The 22,300-nt window shown below is 48.9% G+C and carries 23 protein-coding genes; 10 read left to right on the top strand and 13 right to left on the bottom strand.

All coding sequences use genetic code 11. From position 1 onward, the window contains the following. The first annotated feature begins 1 nt into the window (after nucleotide 1). Nucleotides 2-2,008 (top strand): TonB-dependent receptor family protein, encoded by a 2,007-nt coding sequence (locus CWE22_RS08770; protein ID WP_169930941.1) that lies wholly within the window; start codon nucleotides 2-4, stop codon nucleotides 2,006-2,008. Between the two features lie 9 nt (nucleotides 2,009-2,017). On the opposite strand, the gene CWE22_RS08765 is transcribed toward CWE22_RS08770, so the two are convergent. Then, nucleotides 2,018-2,698 (bottom strand): type 1 glutamine amidotransferase domain-containing protein, encoded by a 681-nt coding sequence (locus tag CWE22_RS08765; RefSeq protein ID WP_169930940.1) that lies wholly within the window; start codon nucleotides 2,696-2,698, stop codon nucleotides 2,018-2,020. A 91-nt stretch (nucleotides 2,699-2,789) separates the two neighbouring features. Here CWE22_RS08765 and CWE22_RS08760 point away from each other — a divergent pair, with 91 nt between their 5' ends. Beyond that, complete coding sequence (locus CWE22_RS08760; protein ID WP_169930939.1) at nucleotides 2,790-3,299, top strand: PH domain-containing protein; 510 nt, start codon at nucleotides 2,790-2,792, stop codon at nucleotides 3,297-3,299. Beyond that, a complete protein-coding gene (locus CWE22_RS08755) occupies nucleotides 3,292-4,761 on the top strand; it encodes a PH domain-containing protein (RefSeq protein ID WP_169930938.1) in 1,470 nt (489 codons plus the stop codon). The genes CWE22_RS08760 and CWE22_RS08755 overlap by 8 nt, the downstream gene beginning before the upstream one ends. Before the next feature lie 5 nt (nucleotides 4,762-4,766). Here the strand turns inward: CWE22_RS08755 and CWE22_RS08750 are convergent, their stop codons facing one another. Then, nucleotides 4,767-5,675: a cation diffusion facilitator family transporter gene (locus CWE22_RS08750; protein ID WP_169930937.1), complete on the bottom strand. Its 909-nt coding sequence runs from the start codon at nucleotides 5,673-5,675 to the stop codon at nucleotides 4,767-4,769. A 149-nt stretch (nucleotides 5,676-5,824) separates the two neighbouring features. Here CWE22_RS08750 and CWE22_RS08745 point away from each other — a divergent pair, with 149 nt between their 5' ends. Then, nucleotides 5,825-6,829: a hypothetical protein gene (locus tag CWE22_RS08745; RefSeq protein ID WP_169930936.1), complete on the top strand. Its 1,005-nt coding sequence runs from the start codon at nucleotides 5,825-5,827 to the stop codon at nucleotides 6,827-6,829. Here the strand turns inward: CWE22_RS08745 and CWE22_RS08740 are convergent. Next, complete coding sequence (locus CWE22_RS08740; RefSeq protein WP_169930935.1) at nucleotides 6,811-9,357, bottom strand: EAL domain-containing protein; 2,547 nt, start codon at nucleotides 9,355-9,357, stop codon at nucleotides 6,811-6,813. The genes CWE22_RS08745 and CWE22_RS08740 overlap by 19 nt on opposite strands. Nucleotides 9,358-9,530: 173 nt before the next feature. On the opposite strand from CWE22_RS08740, the gene CWE22_RS08735 reads away from it, so the two are divergent. Continuing rightward, entirely contained in the window at nucleotides 9,531-10,628 is a 1,098-nt protein-coding gene (locus CWE22_RS08735) for an SMP-30/gluconolactonase/LRE family protein (protein ID WP_169930934.1), read from the top strand. On the opposite strand, the gene CWE22_RS08730 is transcribed toward CWE22_RS08735, so the two are convergent. Next, the gene (locus CWE22_RS08730) at nucleotides 10,608-11,060 is read right to left on the bottom strand and encodes a methyltransferase family protein (RefSeq protein ID WP_169930933.1); all 453 of its coding nucleotides are present in this window, start codon (nucleotides 11,058-11,060) and stop codon (nucleotides 10,608-10,610) included. The genes CWE22_RS08735 and CWE22_RS08730 overlap by 21 nt on opposite strands. Nucleotides 11,061-11,140: 80 nt before the next feature. Here CWE22_RS08730 and CWE22_RS08725 point away from each other — a divergent pair, with 80 nt between their 5' ends. Further along, nucleotides 11,141-11,710 (top strand): gamma-glutamylcyclotransferase, encoded by a 570-nt coding sequence (locus tag CWE22_RS08725; RefSeq protein ID WP_169930932.1) that lies wholly within the window; start codon nucleotides 11,141-11,143, stop codon nucleotides 11,708-11,710. Nucleotides 11,711-11,712: 2 nt separating this feature from the next. On the opposite strand, the gene CWE22_RS08720 is transcribed toward CWE22_RS08725, so the two are convergent. The 4 genes from CWE22_RS08720 to CWE22_RS08705 are packed head-to-tail and all read right to left on the bottom strand — an operon-like array spanning nucleotide 11,713 to nucleotide 14,547. Continuing rightward, a complete protein-coding gene (locus tag CWE22_RS08720) occupies nucleotides 11,713-12,048 on the bottom strand; it encodes a zinc ribbon domain-containing protein YjdM (RefSeq protein ID WP_169930931.1) in 336 nt (111 codons plus the stop codon). After that, entirely contained in the window at nucleotides 12,045-12,521 is a 477-nt protein-coding gene (locus CWE22_RS08715) for a hotdog fold domain-containing protein (RefSeq protein WP_169930930.1), read from the bottom strand. The genes CWE22_RS08720 and CWE22_RS08715 overlap by 4 nt, the downstream gene beginning before the upstream one ends. An 8-nt stretch (nucleotides 12,522-12,529) precedes the next feature. Then, nucleotides 12,530-13,483: a phospholipase A gene (locus tag CWE22_RS08710; protein WP_169930929.1), complete on the bottom strand. Its 954-nt coding sequence runs from the start codon at nucleotides 13,481-13,483 to the stop codon at nucleotides 12,530-12,532. A 29-nt stretch (nucleotides 13,484-13,512) separates the two neighbouring features. Further along, nucleotides 13,513-14,547, bottom strand: coding sequence for a saccharopine dehydrogenase family protein (locus CWE22_RS08705; protein WP_169930928.1), 1,035 nt, complete (start codon nucleotides 14,545-14,547; stop codon nucleotides 13,513-13,515). A gap of 152 nt (nucleotides 14,548-14,699) precedes the next feature. Here CWE22_RS08705 and CWE22_RS08700 point away from each other — a divergent pair, with 152 nt between their 5' ends. Both CWE22_RS08700 and CWE22_RS08695 read left to right on the top strand, forming a co-directional pair. Then, a complete protein-coding gene (locus tag CWE22_RS08700; RefSeq protein WP_169930927.1) occupies nucleotides 14,700-15,650 on the top strand; it encodes an ATP-grasp domain-containing protein in 951 nt (316 codons plus the stop codon). Between the two features lie 108 nt (nucleotides 15,651-15,758). Continuing rightward, complete coding sequence (locus CWE22_RS08695) at nucleotides 15,759-16,160, top strand: BON domain-containing protein (RefSeq protein WP_169930926.1); 402 nt, start codon at nucleotides 15,759-15,761, stop codon at nucleotides 16,158-16,160. Nucleotides 16,161-16,195: 35 nt separating this feature from the next. Here CWE22_RS08695 and CWE22_RS08690 read toward each other — a convergent pair whose 3' ends face one another. Beyond that, a complete protein-coding gene (locus CWE22_RS08690) occupies nucleotides 16,196-16,717 on the bottom strand; it encodes a DUF805 domain-containing protein (protein WP_169930925.1) in 522 nt (173 codons plus the stop codon). Between the two features lie 108 nt (nucleotides 16,718-16,825). Beyond that, a complete protein-coding gene (locus CWE22_RS08685) occupies nucleotides 16,826-17,464 on the bottom strand; it encodes a hypothetical protein (protein WP_169930924.1) in 639 nt (212 codons plus the stop codon). 136 nt (nucleotides 17,465-17,600) lie between these two features. Between CWE22_RS08685 and CWE22_RS08680 the strand changes: the two genes are divergently transcribed. Both CWE22_RS08680 and CWE22_RS08675 read left to right on the top strand, forming a co-directional pair. Then, nucleotides 17,601-17,975 (top strand): PadR family transcriptional regulator, encoded by a 375-nt coding sequence (locus tag CWE22_RS08680; protein WP_169930923.1) that lies wholly within the window; start codon nucleotides 17,601-17,603, stop codon nucleotides 17,973-17,975. Further along, a complete protein-coding gene (locus CWE22_RS08675; RefSeq protein WP_169930922.1) occupies nucleotides 17,956-19,332 on the top strand; it encodes a permease prefix domain 1-containing protein in 1,377 nt (458 codons plus the stop codon). The genes CWE22_RS08680 and CWE22_RS08675 overlap by 20 nt, the downstream gene beginning before the upstream one ends. A 125-nt stretch (nucleotides 19,333-19,457) precedes the next feature. Here the strand turns inward: CWE22_RS08675 and CWE22_RS08670 are convergent, their stop codons facing one another. The 3 genes from CWE22_RS08670 to CWE22_RS08660 form a co-directional block, all read right to left on the bottom strand. Continuing rightward, nucleotides 19,458-20,456, bottom strand: coding sequence for a sensor domain-containing diguanylate cyclase (locus tag CWE22_RS08670; protein ID WP_169930921.1), 999 nt, complete (start codon nucleotides 20,454-20,456; stop codon nucleotides 19,458-19,460). 112 nt (nucleotides 20,457-20,568) lie between these two features. Beyond that, on the bottom strand, nucleotides 20,569-21,522 hold the full coding sequence (locus CWE22_RS08665) for a hypothetical protein (protein WP_169930920.1): 954 nt from the start codon (nucleotides 21,520-21,522) through the stop codon (nucleotides 20,569-20,571). 133 nt (nucleotides 21,523-21,655) lie between these two features. Further along, a complete protein-coding gene (locus tag CWE22_RS08660) occupies nucleotides 21,656-22,282 on the bottom strand; it encodes an SOUL family heme-binding protein (RefSeq protein ID WP_211618643.1) in 627 nt (208 codons plus the stop codon). Nucleotides 22,283-22,300: the final 18 nt, after the last annotated feature.

Here is a 22,300-nt window from a genome sequence, read left to right as displayed (position 1 = left end):
TATGCGACATGTCCTGATAGCACTGGCTGTTGCCGGTGCTAGTAGTTCTGGATACGCCCAACAACAAGCCGATGAAGTGATTGTGGTGACCGAAGCGGCGCCACAATCACAACGTGATACGGCAGCGGCAGTCAGTAATCTTAGTACTGACGAACAATTGCCCGGATTACGCATTGATGCTGGCGAGCTGCTGCAAGGTATCGCCGGAGTACAGAGTGACCAGCGCGCAAACTATGCGCAAGACACCCGCATTACACTACGCGGTTTTGGCGCCCGTTCTGCGTTTGGCGTACGAGGCGTATTATTGCGTCTGGATGGTATTCCATTATCAATGCCAGATGGGCAAGCACAGACATCCAGCATCTTACTCGACGAAGCCAATAACGTGCAGGTATTACGCGGACCGCTAGCGAGTATCTACGGCAATGCTGCAGGCGGCGTTATTGATTGGCGCAGTCAGACTCCTGAAATAAGCCAACTGCGTGTTGACGCATTAGCTGGCGCAAACTCTACGTCACGCTGGCTGGTACAAAATGATTGGGTAGGTGAGCGCGACGCGATACGTGTGGTTGGCGCTCGACTGCGGACCGATGGTCCGCGTGACCAGAATAGCGCTGAGCGCGATCAGTTAGCACTGCGTTGGTATCGACAACTTACCGACGACATGCGGCTCATTGTCCGCGCTGATGACAATGATGCACCGTTACTCCAAGATCCTGGTTCACTCACCCCAACAGACTGGCGTGCTGACCCTGAGCAAACTTTCGGTGGTGCGAGTCGCTTCAATACCCGTAAATCCATTCATCACCAGCAAGTTTCCGCTACAGTCCTTGGCACTGGTGCAGAGCAACAGTGGCATGTCAGCGCTTGGCGCGGTTGGCGGGACATCGAACAATATCTTCCATTTCCCGGCAGTGACCTCACCAGTTCAGGGGCAGTCATTGATTTGCGGCGTGCGTTTACAGGAATTGATGCGGCAATGACCATGCCGCTCGCGAACACCATTAAGTTAACCATTGGTGGAGCTTGGGCCGACCAAGATGATCGTCGCTTTGGTTATGTAAATGACTTTGGTAGCCGTGGCGATGTGCGTCGCGATGAATTGGGTACTGTTACCAGTCAATCACTGTTTACCCTTGCCGAGTGGCAACAGACCGAAGCTCTTAGCTGGCAAGCAGGGGTGCGCTACAACGAAGTCGACTTCAGTGTTGACGATTATTTTGTGGTGCCTGGTGTGAACCCGGAAGATAGCGGCGCATTGTCGATGCAAGCCACCAGTTGGAGTCTCGGTGCGAGTTACCAGCTCAATGATGACTGGAGTCTATTCATTGCTCGCGGACGCGGGTTCGAAACTCCAACATTGACAGAACTGGCTTACCAAAATGATGCCACTGGTATTAATGAAGACTTAGGTCCCGCCAAGAATCAGCAGTGGGAAGCGGGCATTGAATGGCAGCGTCCCGAATTGCGCGGACAACTCAGTGCCTTTCAAATCGATACCAGCGACGAAATTGTGGTGGATCAGAGCAACGACGGTCGGACGACGTATGTGAATGCTGAACGTACGGAGCGCCGCGGCGTTGAGCTGCAAACCGATTGGACCTTGAGTGACACGCTCGATGCACGTTTCTCCGCCACGTGGTTGGATGCGACCTACAGTGACGGCAATCGTTTACCGGGTATTGCCGAGCAGCAAGCTTATGGGCAGTTGAACTGGCAACCATTGCCGCACCCCCTCCGAGTGCAATTAGCCATGGACTACCGCGGGGATGTTGTTGCAACTGATGATAATGCGGTCATTGCACCCAGTCATGTGCTTTGGCACTTTGCTGTGCAGTACGAGCATGTGGGACAGCAGTGGTCCATATCCCCATGGCTCAAGTTACACAATGTTGGGGATCGAGATTACGTCGGTTCGGTGGTAGTAAATCAGGGCAGTGGCCGCGCTTTCGAGCCCGGTGTCGGGCGCGAACTGCGGGCGGGTGTATCCGTCACCCGCCGCTACTAGCCGAGGTGTTTAGCTGCGGAGTTGTTTGATCAACTCTGCAGCGACAGCCTCCGATGACGCAGGATTTTGGCCTGTGATCAAGCGTCCATCAACAACCGCCAATGGCTGCCAATCCGCAACTTTTTGGTAGTCACCACCTAAGTCACGTAAGCGATTCTCCAGTAAAAACGGCACGACATTTGCCAGTCCAACCGCTTCTTCCTCAGAGTTGGTAAAGCCACTCACTTTTCTGCCCTTCACCAGAGGTTCGCCCGATGAAGCCTTGGCATTCACCAGCACCGCTGGGGCATGACATACCGCTGCAACTGGCTTGTCCTGCTGCCAGAAGTTTTCGATCAAGCGAATTGATTCCTTATTGTCGACTAAGTCCCACAGCGGACCATGTCCACCTGGGTAAAACACGGCATCAAATTCTTTTGCATCCACTTCAGAGAGCTTGAGAGTGGTCGCTAATTGATCCAATGCGGCCTCATCTTCAAATAAACGAACGGTTGCATTGGTCTGTGCATCCGCCTGCTGACTGTTTGGATCAATGGGTGGTTGACCGCCTGTTGGTGAGGCTAATGTAATTTCTGCTCCGGCGTCCTTAAAGGCGTAATAAGGCGCCGCAAACTCTTCTGCCCAAAACCCCGTTTTATGTCCACTGTCGCCTAGTTCAGAATGCGAAGTCAAAATCATTAAGATTTTCATGGGTTACTCCTATCGGTCAGTGATTAAATTGCAGTATGCTCTCTACTACATATGGACGTTCAATAGCGATTCAACCGAGGAAGAGATCAAAATGACGATTGCCTGGCGACATGTTGAGCCTGCTTACCAAAAACAATTACAACTTTTAAGCCTCATTGACATGGTGCTGATCAGTGCCATTTTCCTACCGATTTACTATTTTAATCGCACTGCGAGTTGGTTTGATTCGCTTTGGATAGTTGGCATTATTTGGACTCTGGTCACGCTCTTCTTCACCTTTTTCTGGGCTCCTCGGCGCTATCGCTTTACCGGTTACGCTGAAACTTCTGAAGCCTTGCACCTGCGCCGTGGCGCCTTGTGGCGCAACTCCCGCGCGGTGCCGTTAAACCGCATCCAACACGCCGAAGTTCGACAGGGGCTTACTGACCGATTCTTTGGTTTAGGTCGCGTGGCGGTATTTACAGCCGGTAGCGGCGGTGCCGACTTAAGCATTCCAGGACTCGCACTCGCCGAAGCAGAACGAATCAAAGCGGAATTGATGCAAACTATTGCTCATGAGCCTGAGCCTATCGCAGATGTTGACGAGGCACAGAATGACTGAGCTTGTTTGGCAACGGACACCGCTGGTCACCGTGGTGTTCTTCTTGCTCAAAGCCTTTAAGCAGTTGGTGACAAATTTCTCGAATTTTATTCCGCTACTGACGGTTATCTTAGTTAGTGAACAAAAATGGCTGCCCTACGCGCTAGCTGGTGGCTATATTGTGTTTACCATCATCAATGCTATTTTGACGCATCGCTTTTTCTTGTTTGCAGTAACGGATGACGCTGTGCACATCCGCATGGGGGTATTTAGTAAGAAGAACCTCACCCTTAAGTATGACCGTATTCAGCAAGCGGAATTGCATGAGACTTGGTATTTTCGACCACTTGGCCGCACAGTTCTGCGGGTCGATAGCGCTGGCTCAGCGGGTAAAGAAGTCGAAATCCCCGGGCTGAAAGTCGCGTATGCCCTAGAGTTGCGCCAGCAGATGTTGGCTCAGACCCTTCGCACTGAGACTAGCGAGCAGGGCGAGCAGGTTGATCTCGCTGATAGTGAACAACAGACGTTCAGCGTCGGCGAGCTGATTCGCGCCGGCATTATTGATAACCGTGTGTTCCTATTGCTGGCGCTGTTACTGTACCCGCTTAGTCAACTCGACGACTTTTATGACCAAGCCGGTGACTGGTTGGTGGCTAACTTTAGCTTTTTACAAGAAGGCAATTGGTGGATCTACGGCGGCATAGTAACTGGCTTTATTGCACTGCTCTTTATTGCTGCAATATTTCTCAGTGTCGTTCAGTACCATAATCTTACGGTGTCGGTTCGCGATAATCGCTTTCAGGCACGTGGCGGACTACTGAGTATTCGGACGTTAAGTTTTCGCTACCATAAACTGCAGAAAGTGCGTTTTCATCAGAATTTGCGGGCTCGCTTGTTGGAGCGTTCAACCCTACGAGTAGGACAATTACAGCCCATGGCTGCAGGACAAGGGCAAGCCAAAACACAGTTCACCATTCCGGTTTTGAGACCAGAGCAAGTGCAGCAATGGCGTGATTGGTTGCGCTTACCGGATAGCAACCAGGCAACGTTCCATCGTTTCTCACAACTGAGCCTTATTTCGCCGGCGTTATGGTTGGCCATTCTCTTTGCGGTGGCTGCGGTTATTTTTTACTTCCAAGCGGACTCTTTTGTCCTGGCGCTGACTGTAATTACTGCGGTATGGCTGTTACTACAAGCCTATGCAATAGCGCGCTGGCACTACAAAACCTACGCTGAAATCGATGGCTGGCTGGTGGTTCGCCGCGGAGTGTTTGGCCGCCGTGAAACGTGGTATCCACTTTATAAAGCACAGCATATTGATGTTGCCGAGTCACCTTGGTTACGTCTGCTTGGCTTTGCGGATGTCAAAGTTCATACGGCGGCAGGCTCGGAAACATTGGAGTACTACCCATTGAATCAAGCACTCGAGTTACAAGCTCGGTACGTACATGCTGTTGCTAGCGACCGGCGGCGCTGGATGTAACTCGTCTAATCGGCATCGCGACACAATTCGTCGGGCAATTCAAACTCAATGGTGGTATGCGCCAGCTCAAAAGGTTTAAGCTGGTCCGCCACGTCCTGTTTCAACGCCAGTTGCTGAGCTGCAGTCAGCTCGCTGCGCAGCACCAAGTGTGCGGTACAGACGTGATGTTCACCGTCAAGAGACCAAATGTGCAAGTGATGTACATCAGCGACTGGTTCTAACGCTCGCAACCGTTCCTCAATGGCTGGATACAAAGCTGGATCTGGTGTAGCTTGCAGGAAAATTTTTATCGTCGAGCCCAAAGCCCTTACTACATTGACCAGAATAAACAGGGTAAACGCAATGGATAGAATTGGGTCCAGTATCGGCAGGTCCACAAACATCAATACAATAGACACGACAAGCACAGCGGCCCAACCCAGCACATCTTCAATAAGATGCCAGTTCATGACCCGCTCATTCAGTGTTTTACCTGCGCTGAGCCTATAGGCCGCATAACCATTAACCAGCATGCCTAACACTGCCAGCCACAACATTCCTTGTACATGTGGCATGACCGGATCCCACAGCCGAGGAATCGCAATCGTTAGAATAACGATAGAGCCAACCACCAGCACCACCGCATTAATGAATGCAGCTACTAATGAGAGTCGGCGGTAGCCATATGTGAGTGATTGGTTCGCGTCTTTTTGCCCAAGCTTTTGCAATAACCATGCACTGCCCAGCGCTAGGCTGTCGCCTAAGTCGTGAATGGCATCGGCCATAATTGCAGTGGAGTTGGTTAAGATGCCTCCAATAAACTCAATAATGGTGAAGCACAGGTTTATGACAAAGGCCCAGCCAATGCGTCCGCTAGCAGCATCATGATGATGATGATGATGCCCACCATGATGATGGTGATGATGTGAGCTCATAGGTCTCCTTGCCGCAGCTTGGCCTAGTCAAAAAAGATGCAATAGTTTGTTACGCTTACTATTCGCAGATATGAAACATTCGTGCCAGTATAAAACTGACAGTGGGTATTCGTACATGGCTATGTACCTACCTTATTAGGAGTAAGTATATGTATACCGAAGACGACTTATCCAATGCAGTGCGCGAGGGTGTTGTGCCGGAGGCGACTGCGAGCGCTTTTCGACATTATGTGGAAAAAAATCGCTCAACCTCCATTGCGGATGAAGAGCACTTTCGACTGATCACAGGCTTTAACGATATCTTTGTTGTGATTGCCGCGGTGCTTGCACTCGCCGCATTGTGGACCTTAGGGAATACTGCCGCGCCTTGGCTAGGCGGTCTCTTTGTGCTGGTTGCGGGTTGGGGTATGGCGGAGTATTTCACGCGCATTCGCCGCATGGCACTCCCCTCCATTGTATTCTTGGGCGCCTGTTTAACTGGCGCGTTTTTCGGCACCTTAATGAGCCTGATGCCAGTATTTAGTCAAGAGGGACCTCAAGCACCGCTGGTTGCCTTTATTGTTGCCGCGCTTGTGGCCACTGCACATTGGTTTCGCTTTCAAGTACCCATCACGCTCGCAGCCGGAATTGCTGCCGTCATTGGCGTCATTATGTCTCTATTGGCAATGACTTTTGCGTTTTCCGACACGTTATTGAAGGGAGCACTCTTTGTCTCAGGACTCTTGGTGTTTGCCCTTGCGTTAAAATGGGATCGCTCCGATCTTGAGCGACAAACGCGCCGCTCTGACGTGGCTTTTTGGCTTCACTTACTTGCGGCTCCGCTACTAGTGCACCCAATCTTTAGCACGCTGGCTCAGGGAGACTTCTCTATTGGTGTCACCCAAGCGTTGATCACGATTGCGCTGTATTTGGTGATTGGTTGTGTTTCATTGGTCATTGACCGCCGAGCGCTGATGGTTTCAGCACTGGCTTATGTGATTTACGTATTCAGTAACGTTTTGAATAGCTTTGGTATTGTTGACCTCGGCACCGCGATTATCGGGTTGGTTATTGGTACGGGCCTATTGTTGCTCTCGGTGTTTTGGCATCATGTTCGCGCTGGACTTGTGAACGTTCTGCCACAGCGGCTAACGCTTCAACTACCACCTGCATAAATAGTCAGTCTACTTTCACGCAGCCGCGCCTCCCACTCAACTGGGGAGGCCGGTCTGCCGAAATGAAATCCTTGGTATTTCGCACAACCCATTTCGTTTAAACGCCGAGCTTGTTGAGCCGTTTCGACCCCCTCTGCAATCACCTCCAGCCCCATACTCCGACCTAAGCCAAGAATAGTGCTGACAATAATTTCATCGTTGGTGTCTGTGAGAATGTCACGAATGAATGATTGGTCGATCTTCAATTGGTAAATCGGTAATTGCTTCAAGTAGGACAATGATGCATAGCCTGTGCCAAAATCGTCCAACGAGAAACGCACGCCCCACTCATTGAGTTTGGAAATACGACGAACCGTGTTTTGCACATCCTCGATCAACATGCTCTCCGTGATTTCCAACTCAAGCAATGAAGCATTCACATTAGGTTGCTGAATCAGGCGTTTGATCATGTCGACAAAGCCGGCATGGCGGAACTGCTTCGCACTAATATTCACCGCAACGGTGAGATCACGTAGGAGCGGATCTTCTTGCCAGCGCTGCATGAGGCGTGCAGCCTCACTCAACAACCACTCGCCCATAGGCACAATCAAACCAGTTGCCTCAGCCACTGGAATAAATTCGCTGGGTGGCACATAGCCCAACTCTGCATCAGACCAACGCATTAATAGCTCAACACCAGTGACATGGTGCTGGCTGTCGACCTGGGGTTGCACAAAGAAGTGAAAATGGTTGTTTTCAAGAGCATTGCGCATGGCTGACTCTAAATGCAGGCGTCGACTCACATTTTCTTGCATGGACGGGTTAAAGAACCGAATGGTATGCGGTCCCTCGAGCTTGGCATCGGCTAACGCTAAATCAGCATTTCTCAGTAATACCTCAACGCCGCCTTCGGTGTCTGAAAACATAGCGACGCCAATGCTGACTGACGTGACATATTGTTTGCCCTTTATCTCAATGGGTTCACGTAACAGCTCGATGAGCGCATGAGCCCATTGCCGAGCATCCAGTATCGCTTGCTCGCGATCACCATTGAGATTCTCAAGCACCACCACATAATCATCGGCACCGAGTCGTGCAGCCGTATCTGCCTCGTCAATCAGGCGCTCTATTCGGCGCGCCACTTCTTGCAACAATTGGTCACCGAATTGATGTCCGAAAGCATCGTTCACCACTGAAAAATCATGTAAATCGATCGCTAACAAAGCGCCCTCATAGTGAGTTCGCTGCGCATTTGCTAGCGCATGCTCCAGTCGGTCTAATAGGAGTCGCCGATTCGCTAAGCCTGTAACAGTATCGTAGAAGCGAGCATGATTGAGCTGCTCTTGAATATGCAAATGCTGCGTAATATCGGTTGAGATACCGCTTAATGCGTAAACATTGCCACGGGCATCCATTAACGGAATTTTAGTGGACAAAAATCTACGCTTTTCACCCGTAGCCGTTACGCTTGTCTCTTCGTCAGAGACTCGTTCGCCTTTCTTAATGACCCGCAAATCATTGGCTCGTAAATTGGCGCACGTCTTTTCGTCGAAGAAATCGTTATCTGTCTTACCAATAATATCGGTTTCGGTGGTTTGCAATAGATCAGCTACCATACGATTCGCATATTGGTACCGCAAATCTCGATCTTTGATATAGATGTAGGCCTCGACACTGTTGAGTATGGTGCTGAAGCGGTTTTCCGAAAGCTGAAGCTGAGTGGATTTCACATGCACTCGGCCTCTCAATGTAAACACAAACGCTAACGCACCGATCAGCGCAAGACCAAAAGCGATCAACGCTACAATGACATAGTCTGGAATTGCCGCCGGAGGTGCATACAGTCCCCATTTCTCCAGAGATTGATTGAGGGGTGAACTCGGGTCTTGCTGCCACGCTTCCAAATAACTGTCGATTATGGGTAACAACGGTTCTGCGGGACCACCGCGCGAGGCAGCAAAATAAAGCCTCGACGGCTGAAAAATAACGGGCGTAGCAAATAGATCAAGTTGTCGAGCTCGCATGTCACCGAAATGATGGTTGGCGGCCACTAAGTCGGCACGCCCCTCAACAACAGCTTGAAAGCCTGCTTCAAAACTTGTGACACTGACCCAAATGGTACTTAAATCAAAGCTCTCGGTTAAATTCCGCAAGTACAAGTCTTGGACCGAGTCTTTTAATACCGCAATGCGTAAGTCATCTAAATCGAGCAAGTTACGAACGTTCACATCATCAGAGCCATACAACTGGGACCAACTGCGTAGCACGGGCACCCGATGAAATGCGAACCGACGACTACGCAATTGGTCAATCGCAACATCAGGCATCAGATCAATCTGGCCTTGTTCCAGCATTTCCAAACATTGCTGCCAATCACACGAAACCGGCTCAAGTTGAAAACCCTCGCGCTCAGCCACTGCGAAGATGACATCGCCAAAAATACCGGTCATTTGAAAGTCGGTGTAACTTAATTTAGGTGGGTTTTCATAAACCCCAATACGAATCAAAGGCGTTGATTGTGCTTGCACTGTGCCTGTCAAAAGCAGCACTATGACTATCCAAACTAGACATTTAATTTGGTATAAAAAATAACCGCGCAAGCATAGGTCCTTTCGCTGAATCATGTAGAACTAAGTTATAGCATATGTTGACTTTTTTGCTGCTCAATTTAAGTAAATAGACTAGTCTAAATCAGCACTTAATTACTCTCGGAGATCTATACATGTGGAAGTGGGCACTCGGTATTATCGTTCTAGTGATCCTGTACTTACTCACATGGCCTGTTGCCATTCAACCACAAGCATGGAATGCGCCACAGAACAAAGGCTACACCGGCGCTTTCGAACGAAACTCGGAGCTCACCTCCATTGAGCTCGAGTCTCTTGGTGGCGAGTCGGGGCCGGAGGATTTGGCGCTGGATAGCGACGGAAATCTCTACATTACGGTTAAAAGCGGCGCCATTTTACGTCGCGCTATGAACACCAATGAATGGGAGCTTTTTGCGCAAACCCATGGCCGTCCGCTCGGTATTGAATTTGATCGTAACCAGAGACTGCTGGTGGCAGACGCCTATCGTGGGCTCTTACGGATCACCAACGACCGCGTGGTAGAAACACTGACTAATGAGGCGGAAGGCAGCCCTATTCGCTACGCGGATGATGTGGATGTAGATGCCGAAGGGATGATTTACTTTTCCGATGCTTCGACTAAATTTGGTGCTGAAGAGTTCGGTGGAACTTATGAAGCTAGTTTGCTCGATATCATGGAACACGGCGGGAATGGTCGTTTGCTCCGCTACAATCCGGCCACCAACCAGACAGACGTACTATTGGATGGATTGCAGTTTGCCAATGGTGTGGCGGTAAGCCATGATAGTAACTACTTACTTCTGGTCGAAACCGGACAATACAGGATACTTAAGTATTGGCTGAATGGTCCGCAGCAAGGAACCATGGAGATCATTCTTGATAACCTGCCAGGTTTTCCCGACAACGTGAATCGCGGTAACGACGGTCGCTATTGGGTCGGCTTGGTATCACCACGGAACGATTTCCTCGACAACATGGCGGCATACCCTGGCGTGCGTAAAATTGCACAGCGCTTACCGGCTTTTTTGCGCCCTAAAGCTACAGATTATGCGCACGTGATTGCCATTGATGGCGATGGCCGAGTACTAGAGAACTTGCAAGATCCGGCTACTAACTATCCGCAAACCACGGGGGCAATTGAAGTGGGTGAGCACTTGTATTTGACTAGCTTGACCGCGCCAGCATTAGCTCGCTGGCGCATTGTTGAATCATTAAAACCAGCGTCGGACTGAGTTACAATAGTCAACGTAAGACTCACCAAATAGTTTGGTCATAGCCCGTTCTTCCGGCTCAATTTGAAAGCGGTTGATGAATAGAATAAAGCCAATAAGCCATGGCCATGCGCCAATGTGCTGAAGGTGAATAGCCCAACCAACCAGAATGAGTAACATACCTAAATACATTGGGTTGCGAGTAAAACGATAAATGCCACCCGAAACCAACTGCGTAGATTTGTCGAGATTCAGTGGGTTTACGGTAGTCTTGGCGCGCCGAAACTCCACCACTCCAGCAACAGCAACCAAGGCACCAACCGCCCAAAAGGCGCTCGCAGCACCCTGCAAATCGGTAAAGTGCCAGGCCTCCATCGGGAACCAATGTGCAGTGAGCCACATCAGTAATCCAACAATGACCATAACTATTGGGGGTGGTATTTTATGTTCCATTGCGCTGCCTCGTTTGGTTACACCTTATGCACTTTCGTTCACTGAACCGCGTGCTACCTCATGTTATACTCAGTGCCATTATGTCGCACAATACTATTGAGCAAAATCAACAAGCTCAGCCACTCGATCACCTCGATTCCGTGTGGCTATTCGGCTATGGCTCGTTGATCTACAAAGCCGATTTTCCTTACCTACAGCGACGACCCGCCCGTATTCATGGGTGGGAGCGACGCTTTTGGCAGGGGTCTCATGACCACCGTGGAACACCCGTGTCACCCGGTCGTGTTGCGACTTTAATAGAAGCACCTGAAGCCAACTGTATTGGAATGGCCTATGAAGTCACACCAGCGGTGTTTGCTCATCTCGACCATCGTGAAAAAAATGGCTACCTCAGGTTTTTCACAGAGTTTGAATGGCTTGACGATGGCCAGTCGGTAGAAGGACTTGTTTATGTAGCAGGTCCCGATAATGAGGCATACTTAGGCGCTGCAACGGAAGCGGAAATCGCGGCGCATATTGCACACTCTGAAGGTCCGAGTGGACCCAACAGTGAGTATTTACTGAAACTTGCTGAGGCGCTGCGCGAGCTCGAGGCGCATGATGCGCACGTGTTTGCCATTGAAAGCGAACTCCGTGCGCTGCTTGAGTGAACCTAAGCTTTCTTCACAAATTCGGTTTTCAGTTTCATTGGACCAATGCCATCCACTTTACAGTCAATGTCATGATCACCCTCTTCAGTCAGACGAATATTCTTCACCTTAGTGCCGACCTTTACCACCAAAGACGAGCCTTTTACTTTTAGATCTTTGATCACGGTCACGGTGTCGCCATCCTGCAATTCATTGCCATTGGCATCGCGAAATACCTTTCCTTGAGCAAGAGGCTCGCTCGCATTCCACTCATGTCCACACTCCGGACAAATGAGTAACGCGCCGTCTTCGTAAGCGTACTCAGATCCACATTGGGGGCACGCGGGTAATGCACTCATGACGACTTCCTTGCTGGCTTTTCCGAAATATAAATAGTGATAGTACCGGTAATAACAGTCGTTCCATCTTGCCGATAACCATTCACTGCCACATCGAGATCACCTACTTTCCAGCCATTTGGATCAGCTTCAGCAGTAATACGAATATCACTGTCGGCTTTCGCGGTGTAATTCACAGTCATGCCTTTTGGGATCCAGCGTAAGTGCTTCGGAATACTGGCTTCGGCAACCGCACCCATCGCCATTTCTAGGCCATTACACAGCGCGATAGCATGAACGGTACCAATATGATTTTGAACCGCTTTGCGTTTCGGTATAGTGAGCTCACAGAAATTTGGCCGTAACTCAATAATGAGCGGCTTAATGCTTTTGAAATAGGGCGCTTTACTGGCGAACAGACGCGAAAACAATTGCCGCCCAAAGGGCCATTTCAAGACCTTGTGATAGAGCTTCAATAAGTAATTGTCAGTCATACTGTCACTTATATATTGAGAAGTAGAAATCCAAAACCAATTCGGTTTTGACGGTGATTATAGTCCAGCAAAGATTCGCCATAACCTGAGAATATTTGGATATAAAAACGTAAACCGTCGGGATTCTTTGAACTCACCGGACGCGTGTAATCAACTTGCCAAGAACCACGACTAAAGCTCAAATATGGCGACGTGCGCTTGAGGCTATATGTGCTGGTGCCATTGATCCACGAAAAGGTATTTTCGAAGTTACCTCGGTAGTTCACTAAATCGGGATTATCGTCATCATCACCCGTTTCATTCACTCGCAGCTTGTAAGAGCTCTCCCAGATGACATCACCATATTCCGCGACGCCGCCGAAATGAAAGTAGTTCCAACTGCGACTATCGGGCTTACGCTGACCATTTGATTGATGCGCAAAGCCAAACTTAGCCATCCGCACTTGTGCTTTACCCGGCAAGAAATCGAATTCTTGCGTTACGGGAAGCACATAAAACACATCGGGATTGTAGTCGGTGCTGCGAAACGGCGATGAATCATCCGAGTTATACATTTGCCAGAGTGAGGTCTGTGAATAAGCCACCCAAATATCGCCATTTGGTAGAAAGATATCCTCAAAAATCTTCGTCCGAAGCGATAACTGCAGTTTTACTTCGTTCGGTTTGTAGTTCTCAATGCGTTCTGAGTCACCGCGTGTGGGTGAGGTCGGCTGCTTATTAATATCTGAGCTATGGTGCACCGGCAGGATGAAGTTGGGGCGGTAAGTGCGCAGCTCATAGACACCTCGCTTTTGTTCGGCTCCAAGCTCCCAGAATGTACCAATTAGATCGACCACACTGATTTCTTCTTCGAGTTCTTCAACGCCATCGAACTCCTCTTCAGCAGTATCTTGTGCATGAACGAGTGACGCGTTACCGATGATACCGGCAACCAGTAATCCCAGCAAAAAAGAACGTTTCATAAGAATTCCTTTTTCTTCAATCCTTTATTCTATCGGTCGACGACATAGCGGTTAACTAACTGAGCGCCACAAAGCTTCGACGGTGTATAAAATCCGCCGGTAGGTTGATTGCCAAGCACATGCATTGCGACATCAACGGCTCCACGACTCGTTAGCTTATAGCCGTTCAATACTTCTAGACGCAATGTCTCAACTTGGCCAGCCTGATTGCGAACTTCACCCCAAACGTGGGTGGTCGCATTTTCGAGCTGCTTTTGATCAGGACCTGCGGGTTGTTGTTCAATTTTTTTCTCAAGCCAGCGTTGTACCGGTTTCATGCGCAGCAACCAGCGAAACCAATTCATTCGCTGCAAACGTTTCACCAGCCGCGGTGAGGCTGGAATATACACCTCAATGTTCGGAATAGAAGTCGTATGATAAGCCGTCGATACATCGCCCCACGGAATGGTCATTGCCAATTTTTCGCCACCACCAAAATCAATTTTTCGGGTGCGATAAGCCAATGGCACCGACATGATCTTGCCATCCTTTCGAACGGCGCCGCCGTCACCGAGCTTACGCGCACTGGTTTTTGCTGTGCCTCGGCTCATGCGTGACGCGGAATCAAAACCTAGCGTCAGATGCGTTGCATCAGGCATCTTTTCTTTCAGCTGGGCGGCAACACAATCCGTTGGAATAACATCGAAGCCAACACCGGGACACAGGACAATACCCGCGCGCACTGCATCATCATGACGACTATGCGCGTATTCGAACACATTCAGCTCACCGGTAATATCTAGGTAGTGTGTTTTGGTTTGTAAGCAAGCCTCAATCATCGGTTTGGCGGTGACATCAAAAGGCCCCGCACAGTGAACAACTAAATCAACATCGGTTAAAGCCTTTTGCAGTGCTGCGGTATCGGCTAAGTCAACAACGCACGCTGGTAACTGATGTTGTTCCGCCAGCGCTTCAATAGCTGCGCGATTACGGCCAGCTAATACCGGCTGTTCGCCCAGGGTCTTGGCATATTGCAACACCAGTTCACCCGTGTAGCCATTGGCTCCGTATATCATCCATTTCATGGTAGCGCCCTTTGTTGTTCAGTGAAGGTTCATTGAAGTGCTTATCTTAGCAGGAAATATCTCACTCATAACTTATAACGCGAAGATCCAAAGGATTTTTACGCAGTAAGTTACACTAATCATCTGTCAGTTTGAGTTTGGAGTACGAATACATGCGTCCAATTGTGATCATGCATGAAAATGAAGAATGGGTTGTGCCTCTTCATGCTGCGTTTAAAGCACGCGGCGTGGAAGCCAAAGAATGGTTTTTAGATAGCGGTGTGATTGCGTATGACAGTGTTCCTGACGATGCTGTTTATTACAACCGCATGAGTGCCTCATCACACACTCGTGGCCATAGGTTCGCGCCGGAGTTAACTCGTATGGCGCTCACTTGGTTGGAAAAATATGGTCGAACGGTTGTTAATGGCACCCCAGCATTGGCACTCGAAACCTGTAAGTTGTCGCAATATCGTGCGTTAGAAGCAGCAGGTCTCAAGGTTCCCGCAACGCGCGCCGTAGTTGGGCGCGACCAAATTGTTGCCGCTGCAACTGCATTTAATCAGTGGCCACTCATCTTAAAACCAAACCGTGGCGGAAAGGGCCTTGGCGTTGCACGTTACGACTCATTAGCTGCACTTGAGCAATTTGTCAGTGGCACCGACTACGCCGAACCACTCGATGGAATTTGGTTGTTGCAAGCATACGTACGCCCGCAAGCGCCTTACATCACTCGCGCCGAATTTGTTGGTCGTCAGTTCATTTACACGGTGCAAGTGAATACCGAAGACGGATTTGAATTGTGCCCTGCAGATGTCTGCGATATTGGTGATTCATTCTGTCCGACAACAGAGGAACCTGTAGCCAATGAGCATAAATTTACCCTGACTGATCGCTACAATACCCATGACGTGATCGAGAAGCTCAAAACCTTTATGCAGCAAGCACATGTGGATGTCGCCGGTATAGAGTTTATAGAAGATGAAGCGGGTCAACTGTATGTGTACGACGTCAACACGAATACCAACTACAACAGTGGCGCTGAACAGCGCGCTGGCGGTGAACGAACTGGCATGGGCGCACTTGCAGATTATCTGATTCGTCTGGCGAATACAGCTAAGTAAACGTGAGCGACCGCAAAGAATGGGTAAATATGCTATGACCGAGAGTGGAGTGTCTATACTAAGTAGTAACGTTTTTGATGAACGTGCTTCAAACACAGGAGGTTAGTGATGCAATTTACAAGAATGATCATGATAGTCGGCGCCGTGACCCTCGGTTCATTGGCCCTTGCGGGTTGCAGTGAGGAAGACTCGCAACGCGTGCAAGATACGACCAATGATGCTGCTGAGCAAATTCAGGAAGCAGGTAAAGCTGCTGCTGAATACGCACGTGGCAGTGCAGAAAAAGCCGGTGATTACATGAGTGATGCTGCGATTACCGCTCGGATTAAAACTGCACTCGCAGAAGCTGAACAAGTGAGCGCATTAGATATTAATGTTGAAACCATTAATGGGAATGTGGTTCTAAGCGGTGTTGTCATGAGTGATGCGGAACGTGACTTAGCCGAGCAACTTGCTGAGGGTATCAAAGGTGTCGAGTCAATCTCGAACGATATCGAAGTTCGAAACTAAGAGTTCTCCCTGGAAGCCCGCTTCGGCGGGCTTTTTTATGGGCGCTCTTCGAGTGTTGGCATCGCATATAAAATCAATACGACGACTTGCCCAAACGGTACAATTAATAACAACTGCCACCACGGGCTATGACCACCATCGCGCAAACGCCTCGTCCCCACTGCTAGCAATGGCAATGCCAGTAATAAAGTGACTACGCTGGCTAGCACCACGTTAATCAAATCCGCCACACCTACGGTTATCAACACAAACAAAAAGAACCACCAATACTGCGAGCGACTGCTGCTTCCATTGAACTCAGCATAGTGAGTGAATGCATGCTCAATCGCCTTGCGAAACGCTGCAGGCTTGGTCGCTTGCTCTTCGTCTACAATGAGTGTCGATAAATCGACTTCGAAAACCGCTGCTAGAGCTCGACCTGACTCCAGAGCTGCCACACCACCTTTTTCCAAACGCTGAATCGTCCGCAAGTTGAGTCCGCTCGCTTCGCTCAGCTGCTCTTGTGACCATCCCTTTGCCATACGCAGAGATTTGATCTTATCGCCGTTTAGTCTCATCTGCTTGTTCTCAATAACCCATCAATGCGCTTATGGTATGCCATGAGCTGACCCGTGCGTGACGACTTTATTGCGTCACGCTGCCGACTCGAGCCAGTCTTTCATTGGCTAATTCAGGTAAAAATAGATTTCGCTTGGCACCGATGAAAATATAATTTCTGAAAAATCATCTTCTCGAACTGACTCTATGGGAAGGAGTAATTGCGAGTCTTTTCCCTCGATAGTTTCACCTGCAAAAGTCGCAGTAGGAGCTTCGTCGTTATCAAACATAACAATAAAGCCTGCTAAATCGGGTGCTACTAATCGCGCAAAAAAGCCAAGCTGGTCTCTGATTTCTTGAAACTCCTCGATACTGCCGACGACATCATCTCGTGACCATGTTTCGGTTAATTCAAGTTCGAGTTGATATACCAATATGAATCCTAGAGTTCCGGACGGAGCATTGGTGAGAACCTTGCTACCAATTAGAGTCTTATCAATAGGAAAGTTCGAGGCACCAAGTGCGGGCTCAATTTCCACATCAATGCGCTCACCCTGTGGAGTCTCAATAATCACTGTCAACGTCGATAAATCAAGCTCAGTATCTCTCACGGTAAAGCCTGGCGTTGCTTTGACATACTTACCTTGTTCAGCTCTCGCGACAAACTGCTCGTACATTGCCTCGTATTCAATTGCTCGCATTTCCTCGGCAATCGCCGCAACTCCGAAAGCTAAGGCTGCTAGAAATATCCCCATTTTCCGTAACATGATGCTTTCCCTTTTACTGTTCACTGTTCACTGTTCACTGTTCACTGTTCACTACTAACTTAGCACACAATCCTATTTGCATACCTAGAGCTACTATGTATACTTGCTCTATACATAACAGTGCTAGGTATAAATAATGAATCTATCAAAAGACTTAATGGCCGCATCCTCTACACCTCTAGTGTTGGCCATTATTGCTGAGGGTGAAACGTACGGCTACGAGATTGTGAAGCGAGTAGAAGAGCTTTCGGGCGGAGCGCTCACCTGGACGGATGGCATGATGTATCCACTGCTGCACCGACTTGAACATCAAGGCTACTTACGCTCGCTCTGGCGCGTGGCTGATACGGGCCGCAAACGCAAATACTATGCAATTACCCCAGCGGGAAAGCAGGTCATTGTTGAACAGCGCCAACAATGGGAGCTCGTCAATGAAGCGCTGAATAAAGTTTGGAAAGAGTTTAACGACAAGATGCAAGGAAGTGATGATCATGGCTACCAACCCGCTTAATGCTGATGCTTTTGACCTTGAAACAAAAATTTCCGAGTGGAAGAACTTTTTAGCGCAACGGGCCGTCATTAATGCGCAAGACATTGATGAACTGGAAGACCACTTACGAGGCCAGATTGAACATTTGGGAAACTCCGGTCTCGATGACGATGAAGCGTTCTTGATAGCGGTGAAACGGGTCGGTGATATTGAATCGGTTTCTCGTGAATATGCCGAGGTGCACTCTGGACGCTTATGGCGCAATTTAGTTCTGGCGCCTCAGGAAACTGGGGCGAACTGGTTCAATCTGGAACTTATTGTGGTGCTGATGCTGGCGGTTGGCGCTGCCATCGCTTTTAAGTTGCCTGCTGCTTTTGGAGTGGTTTTTGAAGACCCTTCGACACCACTTTATGCGCACAATTTGCCACTGTTCTGTCTGCCATTTTTAGCGCTTTATTTTGTTTGGAAGCGCCAGCTAGGCAAACAAGGAATAGTGATTTTGGCCGGTATTGTTACCGTGCTAGCGTTAGCCATGAACGGCTTTCCGTTTGAGCCACAAGGCTCGACCGAAATTTTGGCAATATTACACTTGCCAATTGTGATGTGGTTTGCGGTAGGGGTGATGTACAGCGGAGATTGGTGGTGCACGCAATCAAGGCGCATGGACTTTATCCGCTTCTCTGGTGAGTTTGTTATCTATTACGTGCTGATGGCGTTGGGTGGCGGTGTTCTCACGGCGTTTACCATTGGTATGTTTAGTTTCATTGGGTTCGACGTGGAGTGGTTCGCGCAGGAATGGATTCTGCCCGCTGGCGCTATGGGCGCGATTATTGTCGCGGGCTGGCTGGTTGAGTCGAAGCAGGCTGCCATTGAGAATATGGCCCCGGTACTAACGCGAGTGTTTACACCACTCTTTACGCTGCTTTTAGTTGCCTTCTTGGTCACCATGCTAGCCACCGGAAAAGGCTTTGATGTGCAACGTGATGTGCTCATCGGACTCGATTTGTTACTCATTTTAGTTTTGGGTTTAGTGCTTTATGCCGTATCGTCTCGGGATCCGGGTGAACCCACTGGCTACTTTGATGTCCTACTTCTGGCATTAATTATATCGGCTCTGTTGGTCGATGTGCTGGCGCTCCTTGCAATTGCAGGACGAATATTCGATATGGGTTACACCCCGAATCGGGTTGCCGCATTGGGCGAGAATTTGATTTTACTGGTTAGTTTAAGTGGCTATGCATGGCATTACGTACGCTTTTTACGCCATGAGAGTGGGTTCAATTCCATTGAACGTTGGCAAACCAACTACATACCCGTATATGCCATTTGGGCAGCCATTGTGGTATTTGCATTCCCACCATTGTTCGGGTTTGCGTAGGTTAAAACCGGCTTTTAGTAGGATTCTTTGGATTAGGTCTTGAGGGAGAACAGCCAGGGAGATTCTGCTAGAAGATAGGGGCATCGCTTGCGGTGCCCCTATTTTTTTGCTTATTTTTACAGCATTTATTCAGGTGTTTGGCTCATCTTACGACGACGCTTATTTTCATACATTCGCTGATCAGCCACTTCAAGCAACTGGTTAAAGTCGATACCATCGGAAGGCAGCTCAGCGCTCCCAATACTTGCCTGGATCGAAATTAATCGGTCGTTATAGGCTAACGGCTTAGCAAGTGCTTCATGAATGCGAGCGGTAAACGCGGTGAGCTGATCGCTCTTATCGAATGGCAGCAGTAACACCGCGAACTCGTCACCACCAATTCGAGCGACCGTGTCCGTGCTGCGAGTTGCACCCTTCAAGCGTTTGGAGAACTCTAAGATCATGGCATCACCGGCTTGGTGACCTAGCTCGTCATTGACCTGCTTTAAACCGTCCAAATCAAGCATCAACAACCCCAAAGAGGTGTAACCTAGTTCGGTTTGTTGATGACTATTTTTAAGGTTATCCATAAATAGCGAACGATTTGCTAGGCCAGTTAATGAATCGTGGGTAGCGCGGTAAACTAATTTATCAATATCGTATTTCACCGAATAATACATACTGGCTGCGACTAAATCACACAGCATGCCAATGGCTTCGATATCATCCTCTGAAAACTTATCAACACTCGTCGACATCGCTTTTAACACACCCACCGTGGTGTCTTGAAAGGTAAGCGGTAATACAATCATTGAACGCAAATTCATCCGCGCGCAGGCTGCTTTGTCAACACGATCATCGCTTAAGCAATCTGAACAATGCAGGATCTCTCCAGTTTGTACGCAGTGACCCGACAAACTAGTTTCCATGTTGAGACGCAACCCCAAGTGCGGCTCTGCAATTCCAGATGCGGCACGATAGACCATTTGCCCATCTTCGGCTAATTCGATGGCAGCGCCCTCAGCACCGACCAAAGGCAGCGTTTCTTCAACCACGAATTGCATGACTCGACCAAGGTCGAGCCCAAGCTTAGCGGTTTCAGATTGAATTTTGATAACTTGCTTAAGTTGCTGTCGTGAAGGCATAGTCCTGCACTTTTAATGATAATCAGGCGAATTCGATGCTATTGATCTTAGTCACTATGAGACACGAAATTGAGATCTGCAAGTCATACCAGCTAATCTCGTCCTGTCTTTCTTAACTATCAATGTTGGCAACAATATCAGTCACAATATCAATTGCGTTTTGAGCGTTTTCATAAGCAGCATCTAAGTTTGCGCGTTGCTCGTCATCAAGATTGCCATAACGCCGTAAAATTTCAATTTGGTCGAGGTTGTTCTGCAATCGCGCAATCGCCATGTCCGCGGCAATTTGCTCGGTGCCCTCTTCGGCATTTCCGAGGTTTTCGACTAACTTTTCGCGGCTTACTGATTCCAAACTTTTGAGTTGCGCCATGACCATCTTGACTGGAAATTCTTCAAACTCGAGTTGATCTAATTCGCCATTTTTCTCCTGCATAATCATCTCTGTTAGCGCAGCATTTCCCATCACCAGCCCACCACTTAGCATCTCTTTGTGGTCTTCAGGCCCATAACCCAACTCTTTGTACCAAACACTCATAACCTCGGGTTGATCGACCATTGCAATAAAAGTTGAATTCATATCATCGCGATAAAGTTCCGCGCCAGCCGCTAGGAATCGATCAAAATGCTCTACTGTTAAGTTCCCTTGTGTCAGCATGACTGCCATCCCCATCGGGGTCAGTGCTCGATTCCCCCCAAACTCAAAGAGCCGCTCGTCAACACTGATTAAGCCAGCTTCAATCAACAATAAAACATTTTCAACGGTCGACTGAACGTCACCACTGTACTTCATCAGTTCCGACATTAATTCCTGTCCGCTCAACTCCGCAATGGCGGCGAGCTCATCAGGTATTTTTGCTGACGGAGTGGGCTCAGGCGCCACTTTGCTATCACCAGACGCGGTAGATTCAGTTGGCGACTGCTTGACTTGTTCAGCTGTTCCACTTGGAGTCAACGGTTTAAGCTCTGGCGAGGCTACTAACGTGGGTTGCGCAGCATCATTGGTCAGAGATATGTAGATACCGACTGCCAACATCAATGCTAGTACAACACCTATTACAGCTTTCATGATCAAAAATTCCTTCGGTGAAAGTCGAGTTCTGATTGTTGCGAACTTGTTGAAATGTGACCATACCTGATTCCACCGGCCAAAAGCCAGTGGAAACCAGGAATAATTAGGAATATTGGGGAATAATTAGGAATTATTGGGCGGCGTAAGCAACCATGACTTCATTGCGGCGGAAAAAGGGCAATGTCCACGGAGGATCATAACGGGCTAGCTCTGGAGCCGACAATGGCTCAAGTTCACGTTCGGCAAGAAAGGCCATCAACTCTGCCGTTTTCTTCGCGACTTTCTCCTCACCAGCGAAGCCAGAAAACTGAATCACGGCATAATATTTTTCCGGGATTTCGCGCAATTTAACGGCGTCATTGTTCGGTGCAGGTAATGTTTCCATGGTGTACAAACTTGGCATGACAAAATGTACGCGCCAGCGACCCTCTTGCTCTTCCATGGTTACCGGAGCTGTCATGCTAATTTTTTTCGATTCGGGTTCCATAGTAACCGGTGCGGTCATTGGAATTTCGCGTGAACCACCTGCAACAGCTGTATTATTGCCAAAGATATAGTCAGCAATCAGGCGAAAGCCGCGACCGGAAGCGTCATCCATTGAACCGTCAACCCAGGTTTCAGCGACGATCATGGGCTCATACAAACGCAGCTCAATATCACCAAACTTGCCGACCACTTCGTATTTCGGCTCTTCTGTAGCCATTGCCGTGCCCACCATAGTTAGCGTTATCAATGCCATCAACCAACGTATCAGCATACCTTTACCTATTGCTTC

It is taken from the genome of Pseudidiomarina aestuarii (genome assembly GCF_003987355.1).
GTDB lineage: Bacteria > Pseudomonadota > Gammaproteobacteria > Enterobacterales > Alteromonadaceae > Pseudidiomarina > Pseudidiomarina aestuarii.
The sequence above is the reverse complement of the archived record's forward strand: the minus strand, read 5'-3'. Positions and strand labels throughout refer to the sequence as shown.

Excerpts from the sequence above, each read along its gene's own strand:
- CWE22_RS08690 (WP_169930925.1), bottom strand. The coding sequence starts at position 16,717 with ATGAGACTAAACGGCGATAAGATCAAATCTCTGCGTATGGCAAAGGGA.
- CWE22_RS08770 (WP_169930941.1), top strand. The coding sequence starts at position 2 with ATGCGACATGTCCTGATAGCACTGGCTGTTGCCGGTGCTAGTAGTTCT.
- CWE22_RS08725 (WP_169930932.1), top strand. The coding sequence starts at position 11,141 with ATGTCGCACAATACTATTGAGCAAAATCAACAAGCTCAGCCACTCGAT.
- CWE22_RS08750 (WP_169930937.1), bottom strand. The coding sequence starts at position 5,675 with ATGAGCTCACATCATCACCATCATCATGGTGGGCATCATCATCATCAT.
- CWE22_RS08765 (WP_169930940.1), bottom strand. The coding sequence starts at position 2,698 with ATGAAAATCTTAATGATTTTGACTTCGCATTCTGAACTAGGCGACAGT.
- CWE22_RS08675 (WP_169930922.1), top strand. The coding sequence starts at position 17,956 with ATGGCTACCAACCCGCTTAATGCTGATGCTTTTGACCTTGAAACAAAA.
- CWE22_RS08685 (WP_169930924.1), bottom strand. The coding sequence starts at position 17,464 with ATGTTACGGAAAATGGGGATATTTCTAGCAGCCTTAGCTTTCGGAGTT.
- CWE22_RS08660 (WP_211618643.1), bottom strand. The coding sequence starts at position 22,282 with ATGCTGATACGTTGGTTGATGGCATTGATAACGCTAACTATGGTGGGC.
- CWE22_RS08760 (WP_169930939.1), top strand. The coding sequence starts at position 2,790 with ATGACGATTGCCTGGCGACATGTTGAGCCTGCTTACCAAAAACAATTA.
- CWE22_RS08710 (WP_169930929.1), bottom strand. The coding sequence starts at position 13,483 with ATGAAACGTTCTTTTTTGCTGGGATTACTGGTTGCCGGTATCATCGGT.
- CWE22_RS08665 (WP_169930920.1), bottom strand. The coding sequence starts at position 21,522 with ATGAAAGCTGTAATAGGTGTTGTACTAGCATTGATGTTGGCAGTCGGT.
- CWE22_RS08705 (WP_169930928.1), bottom strand. The coding sequence starts at position 14,547 with ATGAAATGGATGATATACGGAGCCAATGGCTACACGGGTGAACTGGTG.
- CWE22_RS08695 (WP_169930926.1), top strand. The coding sequence starts at position 15,759 with ATGCAATTTACAAGAATGATCATGATAGTCGGCGCCGTGACCCTCGGT.
- CWE22_RS08715 (WP_169930930.1), bottom strand. The coding sequence starts at position 12,521 with ATGACTGACAATTACTTATTGAAGCTCTATCACAAGGTCTTGAAATGG.
- CWE22_RS08700 (WP_169930927.1), top strand. The coding sequence starts at position 14,700 with ATGCGTCCAATTGTGATCATGCATGAAAATGAAGAATGGGTTGTGCCT.
- CWE22_RS08670 (WP_169930921.1), bottom strand. The coding sequence starts at position 20,456 with ATGCCTTCACGACAGCAACTTAAGCAAGTTATCAAAATTCAATCTGAA.
- CWE22_RS08755 (WP_169930938.1), top strand. The coding sequence starts at position 3,292 with ATGACTGAGCTTGTTTGGCAACGGACACCGCTGGTCACCGTGGTGTTC.
- CWE22_RS08680 (WP_169930923.1), top strand. The coding sequence starts at position 17,601 with ATGAATCTATCAAAAGACTTAATGGCCGCATCCTCTACACCTCTAGTG.
- CWE22_RS08745 (WP_169930936.1), top strand. The coding sequence starts at position 5,825 with ATGTATACCGAAGACGACTTATCCAATGCAGTGCGCGAGGGTGTTGTG.
- CWE22_RS08735 (WP_169930934.1), top strand. The coding sequence starts at position 9,531 with ATGTGGAAGTGGGCACTCGGTATTATCGTTCTAGTGATCCTGTACTTA.
- CWE22_RS08720 (WP_169930931.1), bottom strand. The coding sequence starts at position 12,048 with ATGAGTGCATTACCCGCGTGCCCCCAATGTGGATCTGAGTACGCTTAC.
- CWE22_RS08730 (WP_169930933.1), bottom strand. The coding sequence starts at position 11,060 with ATGGAACATAAAATACCACCCCCAATAGTTATGGTCATTGTTGGATTA.